Annotated in this window: 20 protein-coding genes; 11 read left to right on the top strand and 9 right to left on the bottom strand. The window is 72.1% G+C overall.

Features of this window, described 5'->3' with window-relative positions:
- Positions 1 to 4: 4 nt before the first annotated feature.
- From ACZ6KF_RS22150 to ACZ6KF_RS22135, 4 genes are read left to right on the top strand one after another with little or no spacing between them, the layout of a single operon-like run.
- Positions 5 to 853 carry a DUF5753 domain-containing protein gene (locus ACZ6KF_RS22150; protein WP_469176776.1) on the top strand — a complete coding sequence of 283 codons (849 nt, stop codon included), beginning with the start codon at positions 5 to 7 and terminating at the stop codon, positions 851 to 853.
- Positions 813 to 1,091 (top strand): DUF397 domain-containing protein, encoded by a 279-nt coding sequence (locus tag ACZ6KF_RS22145; protein WP_469176777.1) that lies wholly within the window; start codon positions 813 to 815, stop codon positions 1,089 to 1,091. The genes ACZ6KF_RS22150 and ACZ6KF_RS22145 overlap by 41 nt, the downstream gene beginning before the upstream one ends.
- A 48-nt stretch (positions 1,092 to 1,139) precedes the next feature.
- Positions 1,140 to 1,433 (top strand): Arc family DNA-binding protein, encoded by a 294-nt coding sequence (locus ACZ6KF_RS22140; RefSeq protein WP_356629738.1) that lies wholly within the window; start codon positions 1,140 to 1,142, stop codon positions 1,431 to 1,433.
- The gene (locus ACZ6KF_RS22135; RefSeq protein ID WP_469176779.1) at positions 1,430 to 1,822 is read left to right on the top strand and encodes a PIN domain-containing protein; all 393 of its coding nucleotides are present in this window, start codon (positions 1,430 to 1,432) and stop codon (positions 1,820 to 1,822) included. Before ACZ6KF_RS22140 ends, ACZ6KF_RS22135 begins: the two co-directional genes overlap by 4 nt.
- Here the strand turns inward: ACZ6KF_RS22135 and ACZ6KF_RS22130 are convergent.
- Together ACZ6KF_RS22130 and ACZ6KF_RS22125 are read right to left on the bottom strand one after the other, a co-directional pair.
- Positions 1,812 to 2,747 (bottom strand): EamA family transporter, encoded by a 936-nt coding sequence (locus ACZ6KF_RS22130; RefSeq protein ID WP_356629734.1) that lies wholly within the window; start codon positions 2,745 to 2,747, stop codon positions 1,812 to 1,814. The genes ACZ6KF_RS22135 and ACZ6KF_RS22130 overlap by 11 nt on opposite strands.
- A 96-nt stretch (positions 2,748 to 2,843) precedes the next feature.
- On the bottom strand, positions 2,844 to 5,699 hold the full coding sequence (locus ACZ6KF_RS22125; RefSeq protein ID WP_469239718.1) for an FAD-binding and (Fe-S)-binding domain-containing protein: 2,856 nt from the start codon (positions 5,697 to 5,699) through the stop codon (positions 2,844 to 2,846).
- 125 nt (positions 5,700 to 5,824) lie between these two features.
- Here ACZ6KF_RS22125 and serC point away from each other — a divergent pair, with 125 nt between their 5' ends.
- Complete coding sequence (serC, locus tag ACZ6KF_RS22120) at positions 5,825 to 6,943, top strand: phosphoserine transaminase (protein ID WP_356629730.1); 1,119 nt, start codon at positions 5,825 to 5,827, stop codon at positions 6,941 to 6,943.
- 137 nt (positions 6,944 to 7,080) lie between these two features.
- Here serC and ACZ6KF_RS22115 read toward each other — a convergent pair whose 3' ends face one another.
- Positions 7,081 to 7,902, bottom strand: a complete 822-nt coding sequence (locus ACZ6KF_RS22115; protein WP_356629728.1) for an ABC transporter permease — start codon at positions 7,900 to 7,902, stop codon at positions 7,081 to 7,083.
- A complete protein-coding gene (locus ACZ6KF_RS22110) occupies positions 7,899 to 8,870 on the bottom strand; it encodes an ATP-binding cassette domain-containing protein (protein ID WP_356629726.1) in 972 nt (323 codons plus the stop codon). Before ACZ6KF_RS22110 ends, ACZ6KF_RS22115 begins: the two co-directional genes overlap by 4 nt.
- Positions 8,871 to 8,957: 87 nt before the next feature.
- On the opposite strand from ACZ6KF_RS22110, the gene ACZ6KF_RS22105 reads away from it, so the two are divergent.
- A complete protein-coding gene (locus ACZ6KF_RS22105) occupies positions 8,958 to 9,761 on the top strand; it encodes a TetR/AcrR family transcriptional regulator (RefSeq protein ID WP_356629724.1) in 804 nt (267 codons plus the stop codon).
- A 5-nt stretch (positions 9,762 to 9,766) separates the two neighbouring features.
- On the opposite strand, the gene ACZ6KF_RS22100 is transcribed toward ACZ6KF_RS22105, so the two are convergent.
- Positions 9,767 to 10,756 carry a WD40 repeat domain-containing protein gene (locus ACZ6KF_RS22100; RefSeq protein WP_356629722.1) on the bottom strand — a complete coding sequence of 330 codons (990 nt, stop codon included), beginning with the start codon at positions 10,754 to 10,756 and terminating at the stop codon, positions 9,767 to 9,769.
- 89 nt (positions 10,757 to 10,845) lie between these two features.
- Here ACZ6KF_RS22100 and ACZ6KF_RS22095 point away from each other — a divergent pair, with 89 nt between their 5' ends.
- Complete coding sequence (locus ACZ6KF_RS22095; protein ID WP_356629720.1) at positions 10,846 to 11,520, top strand: GDSL-type esterase/lipase family protein; 675 nt, start codon at positions 10,846 to 10,848, stop codon at positions 11,518 to 11,520.
- Between the two features lie 171 nt (positions 11,521 to 11,691).
- Complete coding sequence (locus ACZ6KF_RS22090; protein ID WP_356629718.1) at positions 11,692 to 12,684, top strand: aldo/keto reductase; 993 nt, start codon at positions 11,692 to 11,694, stop codon at positions 12,682 to 12,684.
- Positions 12,685 to 12,816: 132 nt separating this feature from the next.
- On the opposite strand, the gene thpR is transcribed toward ACZ6KF_RS22090, so the two are convergent.
- Positions 12,817 to 13,389 carry an RNA 2',3'-cyclic phosphodiesterase gene (gene thpR / locus ACZ6KF_RS22085; protein ID WP_356629716.1) on the bottom strand — a complete coding sequence of 191 codons (573 nt, stop codon included), beginning with the start codon at positions 13,387 to 13,389 and terminating at the stop codon, positions 12,817 to 12,819.
- A 109-nt stretch (positions 13,390 to 13,498) separates the two neighbouring features.
- Between thpR and ACZ6KF_RS22080 the strand changes: the two genes are divergently transcribed.
- A complete protein-coding gene (locus ACZ6KF_RS22080; RefSeq protein WP_356629714.1) occupies positions 13,499 to 14,086 on the top strand; it encodes a Uma2 family endonuclease in 588 nt (195 codons plus the stop codon).
- A gap of 15 nt (positions 14,087 to 14,101) precedes the next feature.
- Here ACZ6KF_RS22080 and ACZ6KF_RS22075 read toward each other — a convergent pair whose 3' ends face one another.
- Together ACZ6KF_RS22075 and ACZ6KF_RS22070 are read right to left on the bottom strand one after the other, a co-directional pair.
- On the bottom strand, positions 14,102 to 15,457 hold the full coding sequence (locus tag ACZ6KF_RS22075) for an MFS transporter (protein ID WP_356629712.1): 1,356 nt from the start codon (positions 15,455 to 15,457) through the stop codon (positions 14,102 to 14,104).
- A 25-nt stretch (positions 15,458 to 15,482) separates the two neighbouring features.
- Positions 15,483 to 15,920, bottom strand: coding sequence for a MarR family winged helix-turn-helix transcriptional regulator (locus tag ACZ6KF_RS22070; RefSeq protein ID WP_356629710.1), 438 nt, complete (start codon positions 15,918 to 15,920; stop codon positions 15,483 to 15,485).
- A 160-nt stretch (positions 15,921 to 16,080) separates the two neighbouring features.
- Here ACZ6KF_RS22070 and ACZ6KF_RS22065 point away from each other — a divergent pair, with 160 nt between their 5' ends.
- Positions 16,081 to 16,263: a ribbon-helix-helix protein, CopG family gene (locus ACZ6KF_RS22065; protein ID WP_469158643.1), complete on the top strand. Its 183-nt coding sequence runs from the start codon at positions 16,081 to 16,083 to the stop codon at positions 16,261 to 16,263.
- An 81-nt stretch (positions 16,264 to 16,344) separates the two neighbouring features.
- On the opposite strand, the gene ACZ6KF_RS22060 is transcribed toward ACZ6KF_RS22065, so the two are convergent.
- Positions 16,345 to 17,796, bottom strand: coding sequence for an NCS2 family permease (locus ACZ6KF_RS22060; RefSeq protein ID WP_356629706.1), 1,452 nt, complete (start codon positions 17,794 to 17,796; stop codon positions 16,345 to 16,347).
- A 205-nt stretch (positions 17,797 to 18,001) separates the two neighbouring features.
- Between ACZ6KF_RS22060 and ACZ6KF_RS22055 the strand changes: the two genes are divergently transcribed.
- Positions 18,002 to 18,301 carry a DUF2530 domain-containing protein gene (locus ACZ6KF_RS22055; RefSeq protein ID WP_469176786.1) on the top strand — a complete coding sequence of 100 codons (300 nt, stop codon included), beginning with the start codon at positions 18,002 to 18,004 and terminating at the stop codon, positions 18,299 to 18,301.
- Positions 18,302 to 18,330: the final 29 nt, after the last annotated feature.

Raw genomic sequence — 18,330 nt, 5'->3', positions numbered from 1 at the left:
TGACATGCCCATTCGTCAACTGGACCCCAGCGCGTCGCCGTTGGACTACTACGGATACGAGTTGCGGCGTCGGCGGGAGGCCGCGAGGCTCACGCTGGCGCAGTTGGGGGCGATCCTGTTCTGCACGGGGTCCCTGGTCGGCCAGATCGAGACGGCGGCGAAGGTGCCGACGCGGGAGTTCTCGGAGCGGGTGGACGCGGCACTGGGGACGGACGGGATGTTCTCCCGACTGGTGGGGCTGGTGCTGCGGAGCCAGTTGCCGAGTTGGTTCCAGCCGTATGCGGAGATGGAGGCGAAGGCGGCGTACATCTCGACGTATCAGTGCCAGCTGGTCTACGGACTCCTCCAGACGGAGGCGTACGCGAGAGCCGTACTCGGTGTCGAGCAGTCGGAGCGACGACTCGACGAGATGGTTGCAGCACGGATGGATCGACAGCGCATCCTGGAGCGGGAGCAGCCGCCGGTGCTGTGGGTGGTGCTGGACGAGGCGGTGCTCCACCGCCAGATCGGCAGCCGGGCGGTCATGCGGGAGCAACTGTCGCATCTGCTGGACCTGTTCGGACAGCAGTGGCTGGACATCCAGGTGTTGCCGTTCTCGGTGGGCGAGCACGCCGGAATGATGGGCTCGTTCAATCTCCTCCGGTTCGACAGCAACCCCGACCTGCACTACAGCGAGAGCTACGACCAAGGGCACATGACGGCCAATCCGGAAGTGATCAAAGAACGTTCCGTCGGCTACGCTCGATTGCAGGCTGCGGCCCTTTCCCCCAAGGAGTCGGCCGCTTTGATCGCCCGCGTGATGGAGGATCGGTATGGGAACGAACCTGGACCTGACGGGCGCGACGTGGCGTAGGTCGTCGTACAGCGGCGACACCGGCGGGCAGTGCGTCGAGTGCGCCCCCCTCGGCACCGCCACTTGGCGAAAGTCCTCCTACAGCGGCAGCAACGGCGGCGATTGCGTCGAGGTCGCCGACCTCGCCCCCCACATAGCCGTCCGCGACTCGAAGGCCCCCGCGGCCGGGGCCCTCACCGTGACCCCGGTCGCCTTCTCGGCGTTCGTGGCGGCAGCCGCCGAGGGCCGCTTGGGCTGAACGTCCGACCCTCGCCTCCGAGGCGTATACGAGACGTATACTCACTCCATGAGCGACGTCATGATCCGCGTTCCCGCCGAAGTCCGTGACCAGCTGGCGGCCGTGGCCGAGTCCAGGGGCACCAGCCTGCGAGCGCTCATGCAGGACATTGCGGCTCAGACGCTGACGCGGGAGCAGTTGGAGGCCCGGGCGGAGCGGACCCGTGCCCTGCTCGCCGAGCGGTTCGGGCACTACGTGACCGACGAGGAGTCCGCCGAGATGCGGCGGAAGATGCGCGCCGCCACGGCCGCCCACCGGGCCACCCCCGCGGGGGGCCTCGCGGACGGCGAGGCCTCCGGGTGAACCCGATCGAACACTATGTCCTGGACACCCCGACGCTGCTCGCCCTGGGCGGCAACAAGCAGGTGTCGGGACTCGTGCACGCGGCGGCGGGCAGCGACGACGTCCGTCTCTGGGTGCCCGTCCTGAGCATGATCGAGGCGGAACGCGTGCGTTCCGGACTGGTCGAGCACATCGGCGTACTCGTGGACGTGCTGCGCGTCGTCGACGACGACTACGCCATGGCCGTCACGGTCGCCGCCCTGCGCGACGGGGAGGTGCCCTTCGGGGTCGCGGCGGCCGTGCACGTCGCCCGGCCGAGCGTGATGTTCCCCGAGGGCGCGCTGGTGGCGACCGTGGAACCGGCGGCGTACGCCGGGCTCGGGGTGGGGGTGCTGGACCTCAACCGCTGATCGCCGCCGGCCCCTTCACCGGCCCCCGCCGCGTCTGCGTCCGCACCGCGCCCATGCTCGCCGCGATGACCAGGGCGATCGCCGCCGCCTCCGTCGTCGTGAGGGCCTGGTCGAGGATGAAGAAGCCGGCCGTCGCGGCTAGGGCGGGCTCCAGGCTCATGAGGATCGCGAACGTCGAGGCGGGCAGGCGGCGCAGGGCGAGGAGTTCGAGGGTGTAGGGCAGGACCGAGGAGAGCACGGCGACCGCCGCCCCGAGGGCCAGTGTCGTCGGGTTCAGGAGCTTCGTACCGGACTCGGCGATCCCCAGCGGGAGGGCCGCCAGCGCGGCGACCACCATCGCGAGCGCCAGCCCGTCGGCCTGCGGGAAACGGCGGCCGGTGCGGGCGCTGAAGACGATGTACGCCGCCCACATCGCCCCCGCCCCCAGCGCGAAGGCGGCCCCGACCGGGTCGAGGCTGTCGAAGCCTCCGCCGCTGAGCAGGAACACGCCGGCGAGGGCCAGCCCGGCCCACACCAGGTTGACGAGCCGGCGGGAGGCCACCACGGACAGCGCGAGCGGGCCCAGCACCTCCAGGGTGACGGCCGCGCCCAGCGGAATGCGGTCGACGGACTGGTAGAAGAGGGCGTTCATCGCGCCCGTGGTCAGGCCGAAGACGAGAACCGTCCCCCAGTCGGCCCGGGAGTACCCGCGCAGCCGCGGCCGGCACACCACCAGCAGCACGACCGCCGCGACCACCAGCCGCAGCGTCACAATGCCCAGCGCCCCGGCCCGCGGCATCAGGCTCACCGCGAGCGCCCCGCCGAACTGCACGGAGACCGCGCCGGCGAAGACCAGGCCCACCGGTCCCAGGGCGCCCCGCCCGCCCGGCGGCGTGACGTCCTGTGCCCGGCCCGTCGCGGGGGTGGCTGCGCTGGGCGTGGTCACGGGGGTCTCCAGGGGCTGGGCGGGCACTGCTCCCGACCAGAGTAATGAACCGCGTCAGGAGCGTGAAGTGGATATGGACCTGTACGACGGGCGGCCTCACCGACGATCGTCCAGCGCCTCCGCCAGCACCTCCGCCACATGTCTCCCCCGCACCCCCGCCAGCTGCTCCAGCTGGGTCCGGCACGAGAAGCCGTCCGCCAGGATCGCCGCGCCCTCCGGCGCCGCCGCCACCGCCGGGAGCAGTTGCTCCCCGGCGCAGGCCGCCGACACCTCGTAGTGGCCGCGGGTGAAGCCGAAGTCGCCCGCCAGGCCGCAGCAGCCGCCCGACAGGGCGCCGGTCAGGCCCGCCGCCGCGCGCAGCCGGGCGTCGGGGCCGTCGCCCAGCACCGCGTGCTGGTGGCAGTGGGTCTGGCCGGCCACCGGACGGTCGAGGCGGGGCGGCGTCCAGTCCGGCGCCAGCCGCTCCAGCGCCTCCGCGAAGGTCAGGACGCTCTGCGCGAGGCGCGCCGCGCGCGGGTCGTCGGGCAGCAGTTCGGGCAGGTCCGCGCGCAGGGCCGCCGCGCAGCTCGGCTCCAGCACGACCACCGGCACGCCGGCCTCCAGCACCGGCTCCATCAGGTCCAGCGTCCGCCGCAGGACCGACCGGGCCCGGTCCAGCTGGCCCGTCGAGACGTACGTCAGCCCGCAGCACACGCGCGACCGGCGCACCACCGCCCGCAGGGGCAGCCGCCGGGAGCGCCCGTCGGCCACCGGCGCGCCGGTCCGCGTCGGCGGCAGCGCGACCCACAGCCCCGCCGCCTCCAGCACCCGCACCGCCGCCCGCCCGACGGAGGGCGAGAGGTGCTCGGTGAAGGTGTCCGGCCACAGCACCACCAGCCGCCCGTCCGCCCGGACCGGCGTCCGCCGCGTCCACCACCGGGTGAACGGCACCCGCGCCACCCGCGGGATCGCGCGCTCCGGCGCGATCCCCCCCACCCGCTTCACCACCCACGCCACCGGCCGCACCGACGCCAGGCCGTTCACCACCGCCCCCGCCCGCACGCCCGCCACCAGCCCCAGCCACCTCGGCAGCCACCCCATCGCATAGTGGGCCGCCGGCCGCCGCCGGCCCGCGTAGTGGTGGTGCAGGAACTCCGCCTTGTAGGTGGCCATGTCCACCCCCACCGGGCAGTCCGACCGGCACCCCTTGCAGGACAGGCACAGATCCAGCGCGTCGCGCACCTCCGCCGACCGCCAGCCGTCCGTGACCACCTCGCCCGCGAGCATCTCGTGCAGCAGCCGGGCGCGTCCGCGCGTGGAGTGCGCCTCCTCGCCGGTCGCGCGGTACGACGGGCACATCACGGCGGGCCCGGACGCCGTCGTCGTACGGCACTTGGCGACGCCCACGCAGCGGCGCACCGCCGCCGCGAAGTCGCCGCCGTCGTCCGGGTAGCCGAAGGCGACGGGGACCGGTTCACGGGGCAGCGGGGCGAAGCGGAGGTTGTCGTCGAGGCGGTGGGGGCGGACCAGCATGCCCGGGTTGAGGAGGTCGTGCGGGTCCCAGAGGGCCTTGGCGCGCTCGAACAGCGCGACCGTCTCCGCGCCGTACATCCGCGGCAGCAGCTCCGCGCGCGCCTGCCCGTCGCCGTGCTCGCCGGACAGCGAGCCGCCGTGCGCGACCACCAGTTCGGCCAGTTCCTCGGAGAAGCGGCGGAAGCGCGCCACCCCCGCCGCCGACAGCAGGTCGAAGTCGATGCGGACGTGGATGCAGCCGTCCCCGAAGTGCCCGTACGGCGTCCCGCGCAGGCCGTGCGCGGTCAGCAGTGCCCGGAACTCCCGCAGGTACGCGCCGAGCCGGGCGGGCGGCACCGCGCAGTCCTCCCAGCCGGGCCACGCCTCCGAGCCGTCCGGCATGCGGGTGGCCGTACCCGCGGCGTCCTCACGGACGCGCCACAGGGCGCGCTGCCCGGCCGGGTCGGTGACCACGAGCGCGTCCACGACGTCGGCCGCCCGCCGGATCTCCTCCGCACGCGCGCGTGCCTGCGCCTGCGTGTCCCCGCCCGTCTCCACGAACAGCCAGGCCGCGCCGCGCGGGAGGTCGGCGGCAGCGGGGACCAGGTCCGCCGCCATGCCCTCGACCGTCAGCGGCCCGTGCGGCAGCAGGCCCGCCGCCGCTTCCGCCGCCCCGCTCTCGTCCGCGTACCCGAGCACGGCCAGCGCCCGCGCGCGGGGCGCCTCCACCAGCCGCACGACCGCCTCCGTCACCACCCCCAGCGTGCCCTCCGAGCCGCAGAAGGACCGGGCGACGTCCGCGCCCCGCTCGGGCAGCAGCGCGTCCAGCGCGTAGCCGGAGATACGGCGGGGCAGCTCCGGGAAGCCGGTGCGCAGCCGCGCCAACTCCCCCTCCACCAGCCGCCGCAGCCCTTCCGGAGCGCCCTGCCAGTCCCGCCCCGGGCGCAGCGACCGCCCGTCCGAGGTCAGCACCGACAGCTCGCGGACGTTGTCGGCCGTCGTCCCCCAGGCCACCGAGTGGGAGCCGCAGGAGTTGTTGCCGATCATTCCGCCGAGGGTGCAGCGGCTGTGGGTGGAGGGGTCGGGGCCGAAGCGCAGCCCGTGCGGGGCGGCGGCCTCCTGGAGGCGGTCCAGGACGAGGCCGGGCTGGACGACGGCCGTGCGCGCGCCGGCGTCCAGGGACAGCAGCCGGTTCATGTGCCGGGTGAAGTCCAGCACCACGCCCGTGCCGGTGGCCTGCCCGGCGATCGAGGTTCCCCCGCCGCGCGCCACCACCGGCACGCCGTGCTCCCGGCACACCTCCAGCGCCGCCGCCACGTCGTCGGCGTCGCGGGGCGCTACCACGCCCAGCGGGACGCGCCGGTAGTTGGAGGCGTCCATGGTGACCAACGCCCGCGCGGTGACGCCGAAGTCGACGTCGCCCCGCACGGCCCGGCGCAGCGCCGCTTCCGTATCGCTCATACGTTCAAGCTCCCACCCTGTGCCACCGCGCACCACGCGCGGGCGGCGGCTTGCGCCGAAGATCCCGTCGTCTCATCGAACGGACACGTTTCCGTCCGGTTTCGCCAAGAGATACCCTCCGGATCGTGGCTGAGATCCAGATTCCTTCTGACATCAAGCCCGCGGACGGTCGTTTCGGCGCGGGTCCCTCCAAGGTGCGGACGGAGGCGCTGGACGCGCTCGCCGCGACCGGTACGTCCCTCCTCGGCACCTCCCACCGGCAGGCTCCGGTGAAGAACCTGGTCGGCAAGGTGCGCGAGGGCATCAGCGAGCTGTTCCAGCTCCCCGACGGCTACGAGGTGATCCTCGGCAACGGCGGCTCCACGGCGTTCTGGGACATCGCGACGCACGGCCTGATCGAGAACAAGTCGCAGCACCTCAGCTTCGGCGAGTTCTCCTCCAAGTTCGCCAAGGCGGCCAAGCTGGCCCCCTGGCTGGCCGAGCCCACGATCGTCGCCGCCGACCCGGGCACCCATCCGCAGGCGGCTGCCGAGGCGGGCGTGGACGTGTACGCGTTCACGCACAACGAGACCTCGACCGGCGTCGCCATGCCCATCGAGCGGGTGGCCGGCGCGGACGAGGGCGCCCTCGTCCTGGTCGACGCCACCTCCGGCGCGGGCGGCCTGCCGGTGGACGTCGCCGAGACGGACGTCTACTACTTCGCGCCCCAGAAGTCCTTCGCCTCCGACGGCGGCCTGTGGATCGGCGTCTTCTCCCCGGCCGCGATCGAGCGCGCCGAGCGGATCCACGCGTCCGGCCGCCACATCCCGGAGTTCTTCTCGCTGCCGACGGCGATCGACAACTCCCGCAAGAACCAGACCTACAACACCCCGGCGCTGGCCACCCTCTTCCTGCTGAACCAGCAGCTGGAGTGGCTCAACGGCCAGGGCGGCCTGGACTGGGCGGTCCGCCGCACGGCCACCTCCGCGCGCACGCTCTACGGCTGGGCCGAGGACGTCAAGTACGCCAACCCGTTCGTCGCCGACCCGGCCAAGCGCTCCCAGGTCATCGGCACCATCGACTTCACCGACGAGGTGGACGCGGCGGCCGTCGCCAAGGTCCTGCGCGCCAACGGCATCGTGGACACCGAGCCGTACCGCAAGCTCGGCCGCAACCAGCTGCGCGTGGCGATGTTCCCGGCGATCGACCCGGCGGACGTCGAGGCGCTGACGAAGTGCGTCGACCATGTGATCGAGAAGCTGTAGCGGTCGCAGGAGCCGCGCACGGCACGCACGGCAGGGAAGGGCGCCCGACGGGAATCGGGCGCCCTTCGTCGTCTCCCACGGGGCTGGGCGGTCCCCGGCCCCGACGGGCTACCGCCCCCGCTCTGCCGGGACGGTACTCAACGGCTCAGCCGCTGGAACCGGCGCACCGCCAGCGGCAGGAAGACCGCCGTCAGGACGACCGGCCACACCCCCGCCATCAGCAGCGCGTGCTGTTCCACCCAGGAGTCCCCGCCGCCCACCGGCGTCCCGAACAGCTCCCGTGCGGCGGCGGCCGTGGAGGAGATCGGGTTCCAGGCGGCCACCCAGCCCAGCCAGTCGGGCATGAGCTGCGGGGCGACGAAGATGCTGGAGATCATCGTCAGCGGGAAGGCCACCGCGAACAGCCCACCCGCCGCCTCGGGGTTGGGCACGAGCAGCCCGAGCCACACGCCGACCCAGATCAGCGCGAACCGCAGCCACAGCAGCAGCCCGAAGGCGGCCAGGAAGCCCCAGCCCCCGTCCGGGCGCCACCCCATGGCCAGCGCGGTGAGCATCATGATGGCCAACTCGGCGCAGGCCACGATGAGATCGGTCAGTCCGCGCCCGGCGACCACCGCGGACGACGCCATCGGCATCGACCGGAACCGGTCGATGACCCCCTTGGTGGCGTCGTAGACGACGACCGTGGCGGTGTTGATGAAGCCGAACGCCATCGTCATCACGAACATGCCCGGCATCAGGAAGTCCTGGTAGTCCCCGCCGCCGGGAACCTGCATGGCGCTGCCGAAGACATAGCCGTACAGCAGGACGGAGAGGATCGGGAAGCCCAGCTGCCAGGCGATGTTGACGGGCTGGCGGCGGTAGTGGGTCAGGCCGCGGCGGACGATGTTCCAGGAATCGGCGAGCAGCCAGTAGGCACGGCCGCGGCCGTCCGAGACGTTCAGATCGACGGCGCTCACGCGGCGGCCCCCTGCTCTTCCTTGTCGGTGCGGTGTCCGGTCAGGCGCAGGAACACGTCGTCCAGGCTCGGTCTGCGCAGTCCGATGTCCTCGACCCGCACGCCCTCGTCCTGGAGGGTGCGGGCGACGTCGGTGAGCGCGGCCACCCGGTCGGTGACCGGGGCGTGCACCCTCAACTCCGTCTCGTCGGCCTCGGGTTCGCCGTCCGACACCCGGGCGACGGCCTTCACCACCCGCGGGATGTCCGCGCGCTCGGCGACGACGACCTCGACGCGGTCGCCTCCGACGCGGTCCTTCAGGCCGTCCGGGGTGTCGTCCGCGATGGCCCGGCCCTGGTCGATGACGGTGATCCGGGAGGCCAGCCGGTCCGCCTCCTCCAGGTACTGCGTGGTCAGCAGCACGGTCGTGCCGCCGGCCACCAACGCCCGCACCGTGTCCCAGACTTCACCGCGGCTGCGCGGGTCGAGGCCCGTCGTCGGCTCGTCCAGGAACAGCACGGCCGGGGCGAGGATCATCGACGCGGCGAGGTCGAGGCGGCGCCGCATGCCGCCGCTGTAGCCGCCGACGCCCTTGTCCGCGGCGTCGGCGAGGTCGAACCGGTCCAGCAGCTCGGCGGCGCGCAGTTTGGCGCGTTTGCCGCCCAGGTGGAACAGCCGGCCGAACATCTCCAGGTTCTGCCGCCCGGTGAGCACCTCGTCCACCGCCGCGTACTGCCCGGTCAGCCCGATCCGGGCGCGGACCTCGCGCGGCCGGCGGGCCACGTCCAGCCCGGCCACCGTGGCCCGTCCGCCGTCCAGCCGGACCAGCGTCGACAGGATGCGCACGGCCGTGGTCTTGCCGGCGCCGTTCGGGCCGAGCAGCCCGTGCACCGTGCCCTCGCGGACGGCCAGGTCGAAGCCGTCGAGGGCGCGTTTGTCGCCGTACCGCTTCTGCAGGCCCTCGGCGCGCACGGCGAATCCGTCGGTCATGGGTTCCCCCTTCCGATAACTGAGTACACCGTACCCGATTGCGCGTACGCCGTACTCGGTTTTTTGCGGCGGACCTAAACTGCACCCATGACGAGCGGCGGCAAGGGCGGTACCGGCGGAACGGGCGGTACGGAGAGCAGCGGCAGCGGCGACATCGGCCGCACCCTGGAACTGCTGTGGGACCTCGGCAGGCGCCCCAGCCGCGGCCCCCGGCCGGGGCTGACGCTGGAGCGGATCGTGGAGACCGCCGTCGAGATCGCCGACCGGGAGGGCCTGGCGGCGGTCTCCATGCGCCGGATCGCCACGGAGCTGGGCACGGGCGCGATGACCCTCTACCGGTACGTCCCCGGCAAGGCCGAACTGCTCGACCTGATGCTGGACCGCGTCCAGCGGCCCTCGCAGGACCCCGAGGCCCTCGGCGACGGCGGCTGGCGGGCCGCGCTGGAGGCCCTCGGCCGCGCCACGCTCGCCCTCTACCGCCGCCACCCGTGGCTGCTCCAGGTCAACCAGTCCCGGCCGGTCCTCGGCCCCAGCGCCATCGAGGGCACGGAGAAGGTGCTCTCCCGGATCCGCCCGATGGGCCTGAGCGACGCGGAGCTGGTCTCGGCGATCCTCGTCGTCGACAACTACGTCGTCGGCGCCGCGCGCACCCGGCTCTACCAGGAGGAGGCCGAGCGCAGCAGCGGCCTGACGGACGCCGAGTTCTGGCAGGCGCAGGTGCCGGTGCTGGAGAAGGTCATGGCGAGCGGCCGCTACCCGGTGATGGCCTCCCTGTCGGCGGAGGCCTGGGGTCCTGACTTCGACCACTTCGAGTTCGGCCTCCAGCGGATCCTGGACGGCCTGGAGGCCCTGGTCGCCCGCCGCGCGGCGGGGCCCGGCACCCCCGGGTGACCCCCTCAGCGCCGGCGGCGCAGGCGCAGCAGCCCGATGACGGCGGCGACCAGGCCGGCGACGCCGAGCGCGGCGGGGCCTGGCCGGAACCCGTCGTCGTCCCCGCCCGCGGCCCCGGACCCGTTCCCGGAGGACGAACCCGCCCCCCGTCCGGAGCCCGCGTCCCCGCCGCCGCCCGGCACGTCCTCCGGCTCGACCGCGCTGCCCAGCCCCTCGCTGCCGTACATCAGCTTCGTCCCGTCGGCGGAGTACGTCACCGACTCCCCCTGCCCCTGGAACGGCACGCTGAGCCGGCCGATGCGCTCGATCCGGCCGTCGTTCCAGTCGTAGGCGATGCCGCCGAAGTAGCCCCGCACGGCGAGCTGCTCGCCGTTGGGGGAGAGGGCCGCGTCGGTGGCCCACAGGTCGACGGGCGCGACGGGCTCGAAGACGTTGGCGCCCGACGGGGACAGCTCGGCCGGCCCGGCGTACAGGTGCCCGCCGTTCTCCTGCTTGTCGATGATGTAGACGCGCCCGGTCTTCGGGTGCACGACCAGGGACTCGGCGTCGCGGGCGCCGTCGGAGTACCGGACCACGTACTGCGTGGCCCGCACGCTCTGGTCCCTCAGCCGCTTCGGCTCGGGGAGCCGGTACACCCAGACGTGGTCCCAGGTGCCGCCGAGGTTGTCGCCTATGTCGCCGACGTAGAGCTGGTCGTCGGGGCCGAGGGCGATGGCCTCGACGTCCCTGGGGGCGCCGACGCCGGTCATGGTGACCGTGGCGACGGTCTCGCCGGTGCGGCTGTCCACGGCGTAGAGGTAGGCCCCCTCGTCCTGGTCGTTGTGGGTCCAGTAGACGCCGGGGTGCTGCCGCGAGGCCGCGAGGCCGCTGGACTCGGTGATGCGCGGGTCCTCGATGGTGAACGCCTCGTTCCCGTCCTCGGCGAAGGCGGGCGGAGCGGCGAGGGCGGCGCCCGTCAGCAGGGCCGCGGCGAGGAACACGAAGGATCGGCGCATGTTCCCAAGCCTGCCACCCCGCCCGGCCGTTCACGGAGGGTGGCGGGCCTCACATCCCGTCCGCCGCGGCGATCGTTCATCATGAGCGGATGCTCAGGTTCATGCCCGTAGGCGACTCCATGACCATCGGCAGCGCGGGCGAACACACCTGGCGTCACCGCCTGTGGCAGCACCTGTGCGCCACCTACGGCGGCCCGTTCCGGATCGTGGGCCCGCGCGAGACGCTGTACGACAAGGCGGCCGAGGCCCCGACGTCGTACGCCTACGCCGACCCCGACTTCCCGCGCGGCCACCTCGCCGGCTGGGGCGAGGGATGGCTGCACATGGCCCCGCTGATCGGCGACGCGGTCCGCACGACCCGCGCGGACGTGCTGCTGGTCTCCCTGGGCCTGATCGACCTGGGCTTCTACACCAACGCCGAACAGACCGCCGACAACGTCCGCGCGTTCGTCACGGCGGCCCGTGAGGCGCGGCCCGCGGTGCGGATGGCGGTCCTCCCGGTGATCCCCAACGTCCGCGCGGCCTCGGACGACCACTTCGCCGCCGAGGTGGCCCGCTTCAACGACCTCCTGGCCAAGACCCTGACCGACCTGGACGCCCCCCGCTCCCCGCTGGTCCTCACCCCGGTCCCGCACGCCTGGGACATCCACACGGACACGTACGACGGCACCCACCCCAACGAGAACGGCGAGCACAAGATCGCGGCGACGTTCGCGGAGGTGCTGTACGAGGAGTGGGGGATGGGGGCGCGGTACGGGGCCTGACGCTCTCACCCACCCCAAGGACGGCGAGTACCTCAGCGAACTGTCGGTCTCCTACGGCGCGGACCTCGGCCTCACCGGCACACCGGTCGGCCTCGTCCTCAAGACGGACGACTTCCCCCGTGGCTGAATACCCTTGCGTGGAGCGCACTCCAAGTCGTTGGCTTGTGGACCATGAAGTACACGCAGCTCGGACGCACCGGACTCAAGGTCAGCCGACTCGTCCTCGGCACGATGAACTTCGGTCCCCAGACCGACGAGGCCGACAGCCACGGCATCATGGACGCGGCGCTCGACGCCGGGATCAACTTCTTCGACACGGCCAATGTGTACGGCTGGGGTGAGAACAAGGGCCGCACCGAGGAGATCATCGGAAGCTGGTTCGCCAAGGGCGGCGAGCGGCGCGACAAGGTCGTCCTCGCCACGAAGGTGTACGGGAACATGGGTCCCGACGGGGAGGCGTGGCCCAACCACGACAAGCTCTCCGCGCTGAACATCCGCCGGGCCGTCGACGCCAGCCTCAAGCGGCTGGGGACCGACTACATCGACCTCTACCAGTTCCACCACATCGACCGGAACACGCCGTTCGACGAGATCTGGCAGGCGATCGACGTCCTCGTCCAGCAGGGGAAGATCCTCTACGTCGGCTCCTCCAACTTCCCCGGCTACAAGATCGCCCAGGCCAACGAGGTCGCCGCCCGCAGGGGCGGGACGATCGGGCTGGTCAGCGAGCAGTGCCTCTACAACCTCGTCGAGCGGCGCGCCGAGATGGAGGTCATCCCGGCCTCGCAGGACTACGGCCTCGGTGTCATCCCCTGGTCGCCGCTGCACGGCGGACTGCTCGGCGGCGTCCTCAAGAAGGAGGCCCAGGGCGGCCGCCGCGCCTCCGGCCGGGCCGCCGACTCGCTCGCCGACCCGGCGCTGCGCGCGAAGATCGAGGCGTACGAGAACCTGTTGGAGAAGCACGGTCTGGAGCCCGGCGAGGCCGCGCTGGCCTGGCTGCTCACCCGGCCCGGCGTGACCGGCCCGATCGTCGGTCCGCGCACCGCCGAGCAGCTCGAGTCGGCGCTGCGGGCCGTCGAGCTGGAGCTGTCGCAGGACGTGCTGGCGGGACTGGACGAAATCTTCCCGGGCCCGGGGCCGTCCCCGGAGGCCTTCGCCTGGTAGGAGCGCACCGCAGGCGGGCGGCGGCCCACTGGCCTACTGCCCCAGGGCCGCCGCCACCGCCACCACAACGAACATCAGTACGAGCGCACCGGCCATGATCCGGTTTCTGGTCTTCGGGTCCACGCGTCGAGCCTAACCGGCCCCGCCCAGCGGCCAGCGGGCGACCGCCTCGTAGCGGGGCTGCTCGCCCGGGACGCCGGAGCGGGGCAGGTTGCTGCGCACCAGGGCCAGGTCCGCCACGGTCCAGGTGCTGCCCGCGAAGGCGCTCAGCGCGTCGACGTACGGCCGCACGTCCACGGCGTCCCGGCAGCGGGCCACCGTGAGGTGGGCCTTGTAACGCCGGTGCTCCCCCATCGGCACGCCCGCCTTCCGCGCCGCCGCCTCCGCGCGGTCCGCCAGCAGGCGCAGGGCGTCCAGATCCCCCGCCGCGCCCGCCCACAACGCCCGCCCGTGCCCGAACTGGCCCCCGCCGCTCACCGCCAGCGAGAACGGTGCGGTCCGGTGCGCGGCCCGCTCCAGCCGGGCCGCCAGCCCGGGGACGAGACCGTCGGCCACCTCGCCGTAGAACGCCAGCGTGAAGTGCCACCCGGGCCGCCCGGTCCACCGCAACGCGTCCGCCCCCGGCAGCCGCCGCAACGCGTCGACCTCGACGGCCAGCTCACGGACGACCTGTTCGGGGGGCAGCACGGCGGCGAAGAGTCTCATGGGGACAGTGTCCCCGGGGCGCGGACGCCCGTACGTGACCTTGTGACATGCGTATCGTTGGACTGCGCGGCCGCACTCGTGACAGGAGCGGCCGGGCAGGAGCGCCACGATGACCGTCCTCGACGACAGGATCGAGATGGCCGAGAGCAGCGCCGAACTTATGCTCGACACCATGTTCGAGTGGCTCGAGAAGATGCCCATCCCCGAGGGTTACAAGACCGAGATCGTCGGGGGTCACATCTTCATGGCACCGCAGCGGGACAACCACTGGGACATCATCGCGGCGCTCTACGACCAGTTGCGGACCAGGTATCCCCGCCGACGCCTCAAGTCCGACGTCCGCATCGACTACCCCGGCCATCTCAACGGCTTCGCCTCGGACCTGGTCGCTCTGTCGGAGGACGCGCGCAAGGACGACAAGGGCCGCTGGCGCTGCGACGACGTCGAGTTCGTCGCCGACGTGATCTCCAGGCAGACCGCCGCCAACGACTACGGCCCCAAGAAGGCCGCCTACGCCACCGCCGGAGTGCCGGTGTACCTGATCGTCGACCCGTACACCGGCACCTGGCAGCTCCACACCCTCCCGAAGGACGGCGAGTACCACGCGTCGCTCAGCTTCGGCTTCGGCGAGGAGATCGACCTGAGCGGCACGGCGGTCGGTCTCGTCCTCAAGACGGACGAGTTCCCCCGCGACTGACCCCCGTACGTCCTGCTACGCCGCCGTCGCCAGTTCCTCGCGGCGCTCGCGCGGTACGAGGCTGACCCTGGGGTGTCCGTGGTGCCAGCCGACCGCCAGGCGCAGGCCGCCGACGCGGGCCAGGACCAGGCCGATGACCGCGGCGGCCAGGGCGGCGACCGCGCCTCCCGCGGCGAGGCCGACCCGGGCGCCGTAGGCGTCGGTGATCCAGCCGACGATCGGGGCGCCGACCGGCGAGCCGCCGAGGAACACCATCATGTACAGGGCCATCACGCGCCCGCGCATGGCGGGGTCGGTGGACATCTGGATGTTGGTGTTGGCGGTGACGTTGACCGTCATGCCGAACAGGCCCAGCGGGATCATCAGCAGCGCGAACATCCACAGTTCCGGCGACGCCGCGGCGACGATCTCTATCGTGCCGAACACCAGCGCCGCCCCGCTCAGCACCCGCAGCCGGGCCCGGCCGCGCCGCGCGGCGAGCAGGGCTCCGGCCACCGAGCCGACCGCCATGAGCGTGTTGAACAGGCTGTACGTGCCCGCGCCCGCGTGGAAGACGTCGTCCGCGAAGGCCGACAGGTACACGGGGAAGTTGAAGGCGAACGTGCCGACGAAACCGACCAGCACGATCGGCCAGATCAAATCCGGCCGCCCGGCGACATAGGCCAGCCCCTCGCGCAGCTGCCCCTTGCCGCGCGGGGTGCGCCGGGCGGGGTGCAGTTCGCGGCCCCGCATCAGCAGCAGCCCGGCGATGGGCGCGACGAAGGACAGGCCGTTGAAGAGGAACGCCCAGCCGGTGCCGACGCCGGTGATCAGCACGCCGGCGACGGCGGGGCCGACCATGCGGGCGGACTGGAAGTTGGCGGAGTTCAGGCTGACCGCGTTCTGGAGCTGGTCGGGGCCGACCATCTCGGAGACGAAGGACTGGCGGGCCGGGTTGTCGACGACCGTGGCGAGGCCGACGGCGAAGGCGGCGACGTACACGTGCCAGACCTCGACGTGTCCGGTGAGGGTGAGGACGGCCAGCGCCGTGCCGGTGAACGCCATGGCCGCCTGGGTGACCAGCAGCGCGGGGCGCTTGGGCAGGCGGTCCACCAGGACGCCGCCGTAGAGGCCGAAGAGGAGCATCGGCAGGAACTGCAGGGCCGTCGTCACGCCGACGGCGGTGGCGGAGCCGGTCAGGCTCAGCACCAGCCAGTCCTGGGCGATGCGCTGCATCCAGGTGCCGATGTTCGAGACGACCTGGCCGATGAAGTAGAGGCGGTAGTTGCGGACCTTCAGGGAGCTGAACATGGAGGACTTGCGGGTGTCCCCGGTGGGGGAGTCGTGGGTTGCCGGTGCGGGTGCGGAGTGTGCTCCGGGTCCCGTACTCAAAAGGGTTCGCCTCCTCGGATCGCGCTTACAGGTGTGCGAGCTTCTCCAGCACGGGGGCGGCGGCGCGCAGTTTCGCCCACTCGTCCTCGTCGAGGCCGTCGGCGAGGGCGGCCAGGAAGGCGTTCCGCTTGCGGCGGCTCTCCTCGAGCATGGCCTCGGCGCGTTCCGTCTGGGTGACGACCTTCTGGCGCCGGTCCTCGGGGTGCGGCTCCAGCCGGACCAGTCCCTTGGCCTCCAGCAGCGCGACGATGCGGGTCATCGACGGCGGCTGGACGTGTTCCTTGCGGGCGAGTTCGCCCGGCGTGGCCTGGCCGCAGCGGGCCAGGGTGCCCAGGACCGACATCTCGGTCGGGCTCAGCGATTCATCGACCCGCTGGTGCTTGAGGCGGCGGGAGAGCCGCATCACGGCGGATCTGAGGGAGTTCACGGCGGCAGCGTCGTCGCCATGGCTTAGGTCCGGCATGTTCTTTAGCGTAACTCATTACCCTGACTAAGGACCATCGGCGTGCACCCCGCCACGGCGTGACTCCGGACACGGGGATACCGGCGAACATCACTCATACGGGTGACCCCGGAGCGGAACCTGACGCAGGGGACCGAACAGTGCGACGACCCTCGACTCCATGGGGACCAGCGTGCTCAGCCTGCGGATGGATCACGAGCTGCTCGAACGGCTCCGCCATCACGCCGCGAAAAGGGGAATGAGCGTCCAGGACTATGTCGTCCGGACGCTCATTCGCGATGACTTCGACGAGCGGATGCAGGCCGCGGTGGAGGAGACGGAACGGTTCTACGGGGTGACGTGACGGCGCCCGCCGTCGCGCGGCCGGTCGCCGCAACGGAACCCGCGCCGTCCGTCCCGCAGCCGGTCACCGTCGCGCCATCGCTCAGGTCAGACCCAGTGCCGGCATCAGGTAGTAGAAGGCGAACACCGCCGACACCACGTACATCGCCGTCGGCACCTCCCGGCCCCGACCGGCCGCCAGGCGCAGCACCACGAAGGTGATGAAGCCCATGCCGATGCCGTTGGTGATCGAGTAGGTGAACGGCATCATCAGCATCGTCACGAACGCGGGGACGGCGATCGTGTGGTCCGCCCAGTCGATCTCCTTGACGGAGCCGGCCAGGATCAGGAAGCCGACCGCGATCAGCGCCGGGGTCGCCGCCTGCGACGGCACCATCGTGGCGACCGGCGTCAGGAACAGCGCGAGCCCGAACAGACCGCCGGTGACGACGTTCGCGAAGCCGGTGCGGGCGCCCTCGCCGACACCGGCCGTGGACTCCACGAAGCAGGTCGTCGCCGAGGAGGAGCCGGCGCCGCCCGCGGCGACCGCGATGCCGTCGACGAACAGGACCTTGTTGATGCCCGGCATCTGCCCCTGGGCGTCGGTCAGCTTCGCCTCGTCGCTGACGCCCATGATCGTGCCCATGGCGTCGAAGAAGCAGGACAGCAGCACGGTGAAGACGAACAGCACGCCGGTGAGCACGCCGACCTTGCCGAAGCCGCCGAACAGGCTGACCTCCCCGATCAGGCCGAAGTCGGGCGTGGCGACCGGGTTGCCGGGCCACTTCGGGGTCGTCAGGCCCCACGACGGCACCGTGGCGACGGCGTTGAGGACGACCGCGAGCGCGGTCATGGCGACGATCGAGATCAGGATCGCGCCGGGCACCCTGCGCACGATCAGCGCGAGCGTGAGCAGCACGCCGAGGACGAAGACGAGGACCGGCCAGCCGAGCAGCTGACCGCCGGTGCCCAGCTGGAGCGGGACGGTGGTGTGGGCGGCGTCGGGCATCCGCGTGACGAACCCGGCGTCCACCAGGCCGATGAGCATGATGAACAGGCCGATGCCGATGGCGATGGCCTTCCGCAGCCCGTGGGGGACGGCGTTCATCACGCGCTCGCGCAGACCGGTGGCGACGAGCAGCATGACCACGAAGCCGGCCAGCACGACCATGCCCATGGCGTCGGCCCACGACATCCGCGGGGCGAGCTGGAGGGCGACGACCGAGTTGACGCCCAGTCCGGCGGCGAGCGCGATCGGCACGTTGCCGATGACGCCCATCAGCAGCGTCGCGAACGCCGCCGTCACCGCGGTCGCCGTGACGAGCTGGCCGTTGTCCAGCTGGTGGCCGTACATGTCCTTCGCGCTGCCGAGGATGATCGGGTTCAGCACGATGATGTACGCCATCGCGAAGAAGGTGGCGAAGCCGCCACGGACCTCGCGGGCGAGGGTGCTGCCCCGCTCGGTGATCCGGAAGTAGCGGTCGAGAGCGCCGTACGCGGGACGGCCGCCCGGCTCGTCGGGGGCGGGAACCTTGGCGGGGGCCGAGGTGGACATGTGCGGGGACCTCATCGCCGACGGACATCCCCCATGCCCGTTTGGCGTTTTCTACAAATAAAAGCGGTCAGAAACAAACGGTTTCAGTATGAACATACATCGGGGACCAACGCCATCTCCGCGCGTAGAACACGGCGGCCGCGGAAGGGCTCCGCCGAGAGGCATGCGCCTCGGCCGCACCCGCCCGACCTCGTAAGCTGTGCCCATGGCGAAGTGGACCCCCAGGCACGAGGCGCCGGAGCCCCTTGAGGGGCCCGTGGTCGCCACCATCACCGGCGGCACGATCCTGTGGTTCGTCCTCTTCCTCGTCCAGATCCCGTTCTACGGCTGGTACGACGACCACGGCCACACCTGGTGGCTGTGGACCTGCCTCGCGGGCGGCGGGCTCGGGTTCATCGGCATCTGGTACGTCCGCCGGCGCGACGCCGCGATCAAGCGGACGGCGGGAGCGGAAGCGGAGAAGGGCTCCCCAGAAACGGAGCAGGGCTCCCCGGCCCGCCCCTAGGCACGTACCACCACGGAACCACCCCCGTC

This window comes from Streptomyces sp. NPDC046379, from assembly GCF_055587785.1.
This window is presented reverse-complemented; position numbering and strand designations above follow the sequence as displayed.

What these genes read in the sequence shown, in the direction of transcription:
- ACZ6KF_RS22060 (WP_356629706.1), bottom strand. Translation starts at nt 17,796, where the DNA reads ATGTCCACCTCGGCCCCCGCCAAGGTTCCCGCCCCCGACGAGCCGGGC.
- ACZ6KF_RS22095 (WP_356629720.1), top strand. Translation starts at nt 10,846, where the DNA reads ATGCTCAGGTTCATGCCCGTAGGCGACTCCATGACCATCGGCAGCGCG.
- ACZ6KF_RS22090 (WP_356629718.1), top strand. Translation starts at nt 11,692, where the DNA reads ATGAAGTACACGCAGCTCGGACGCACCGGACTCAAGGTCAGCCGACTC.
- ACZ6KF_RS22125 (WP_469239718.1), bottom strand. Translation starts at nt 5,699, where the DNA reads ATGAGCGATACGGAAGCGGCGCTGCGCCGGGCCGTGCGGGGCGACGTC.
- ACZ6KF_RS22080 (WP_356629714.1), top strand. Translation starts at nt 13,499, where the DNA reads ATGACCGTCCTCGACGACAGGATCGAGATGGCCGAGAGCAGCGCCGAA.
- ACZ6KF_RS22140 (WP_356629738.1), top strand. Translation starts at nt 1,140, where the DNA reads ATGAGCGACGTCATGATCCGCGTTCCCGCCGAAGTCCGTGACCAGCTG.
- thpR (WP_356629716.1), bottom strand. Translation starts at nt 13,389, where the DNA reads ATGAGACTCTTCGCCGCCGTGCTGCCCCCCGAACAGGTCGTCCGTGAG.
- ACZ6KF_RS22055 (WP_469176786.1), top strand. Translation starts at nt 18,002, where the DNA reads ATGGCGAAGTGGACCCCCAGGCACGAGGCGCCGGAGCCCCTTGAGGGG.
- ACZ6KF_RS22145 (WP_469176777.1), top strand. Translation starts at nt 813, where the DNA reads ATGGGAACGAACCTGGACCTGACGGGCGCGACGTGGCGTAGGTCGTCG.
- ACZ6KF_RS22065 (WP_469158643.1), top strand. Translation starts at nt 16,081, where the DNA reads ATGGGGACCAGCGTGCTCAGCCTGCGGATGGATCACGAGCTGCTCGAA.
- ACZ6KF_RS22070 (WP_356629710.1), bottom strand. Translation starts at nt 15,920, where the DNA reads ATGCCGGACCTAAGCCATGGCGACGACGCTGCCGCCGTGAACTCCCTC.
- ACZ6KF_RS22150 (WP_469176776.1), top strand. Translation starts at nt 5, where the DNA reads ATGCCCATTCGTCAACTGGACCCCAGCGCGTCGCCGTTGGACTACTAC.
- ACZ6KF_RS22110 (WP_356629726.1), bottom strand. Translation starts at nt 8,870, where the DNA reads ATGACCGACGGATTCGCCGTGCGCGCCGAGGGCCTGCAGAAGCGGTAC.
- ACZ6KF_RS22100 (WP_356629722.1), bottom strand. Translation starts at nt 10,756, where the DNA reads ATGCGCCGATCCTTCGTGTTCCTCGCCGCGGCCCTGCTGACGGGCGCC.
- ACZ6KF_RS22105 (WP_356629724.1), top strand. Translation starts at nt 8,958, where the DNA reads ATGACGAGCGGCGGCAAGGGCGGTACCGGCGGAACGGGCGGTACGGAG.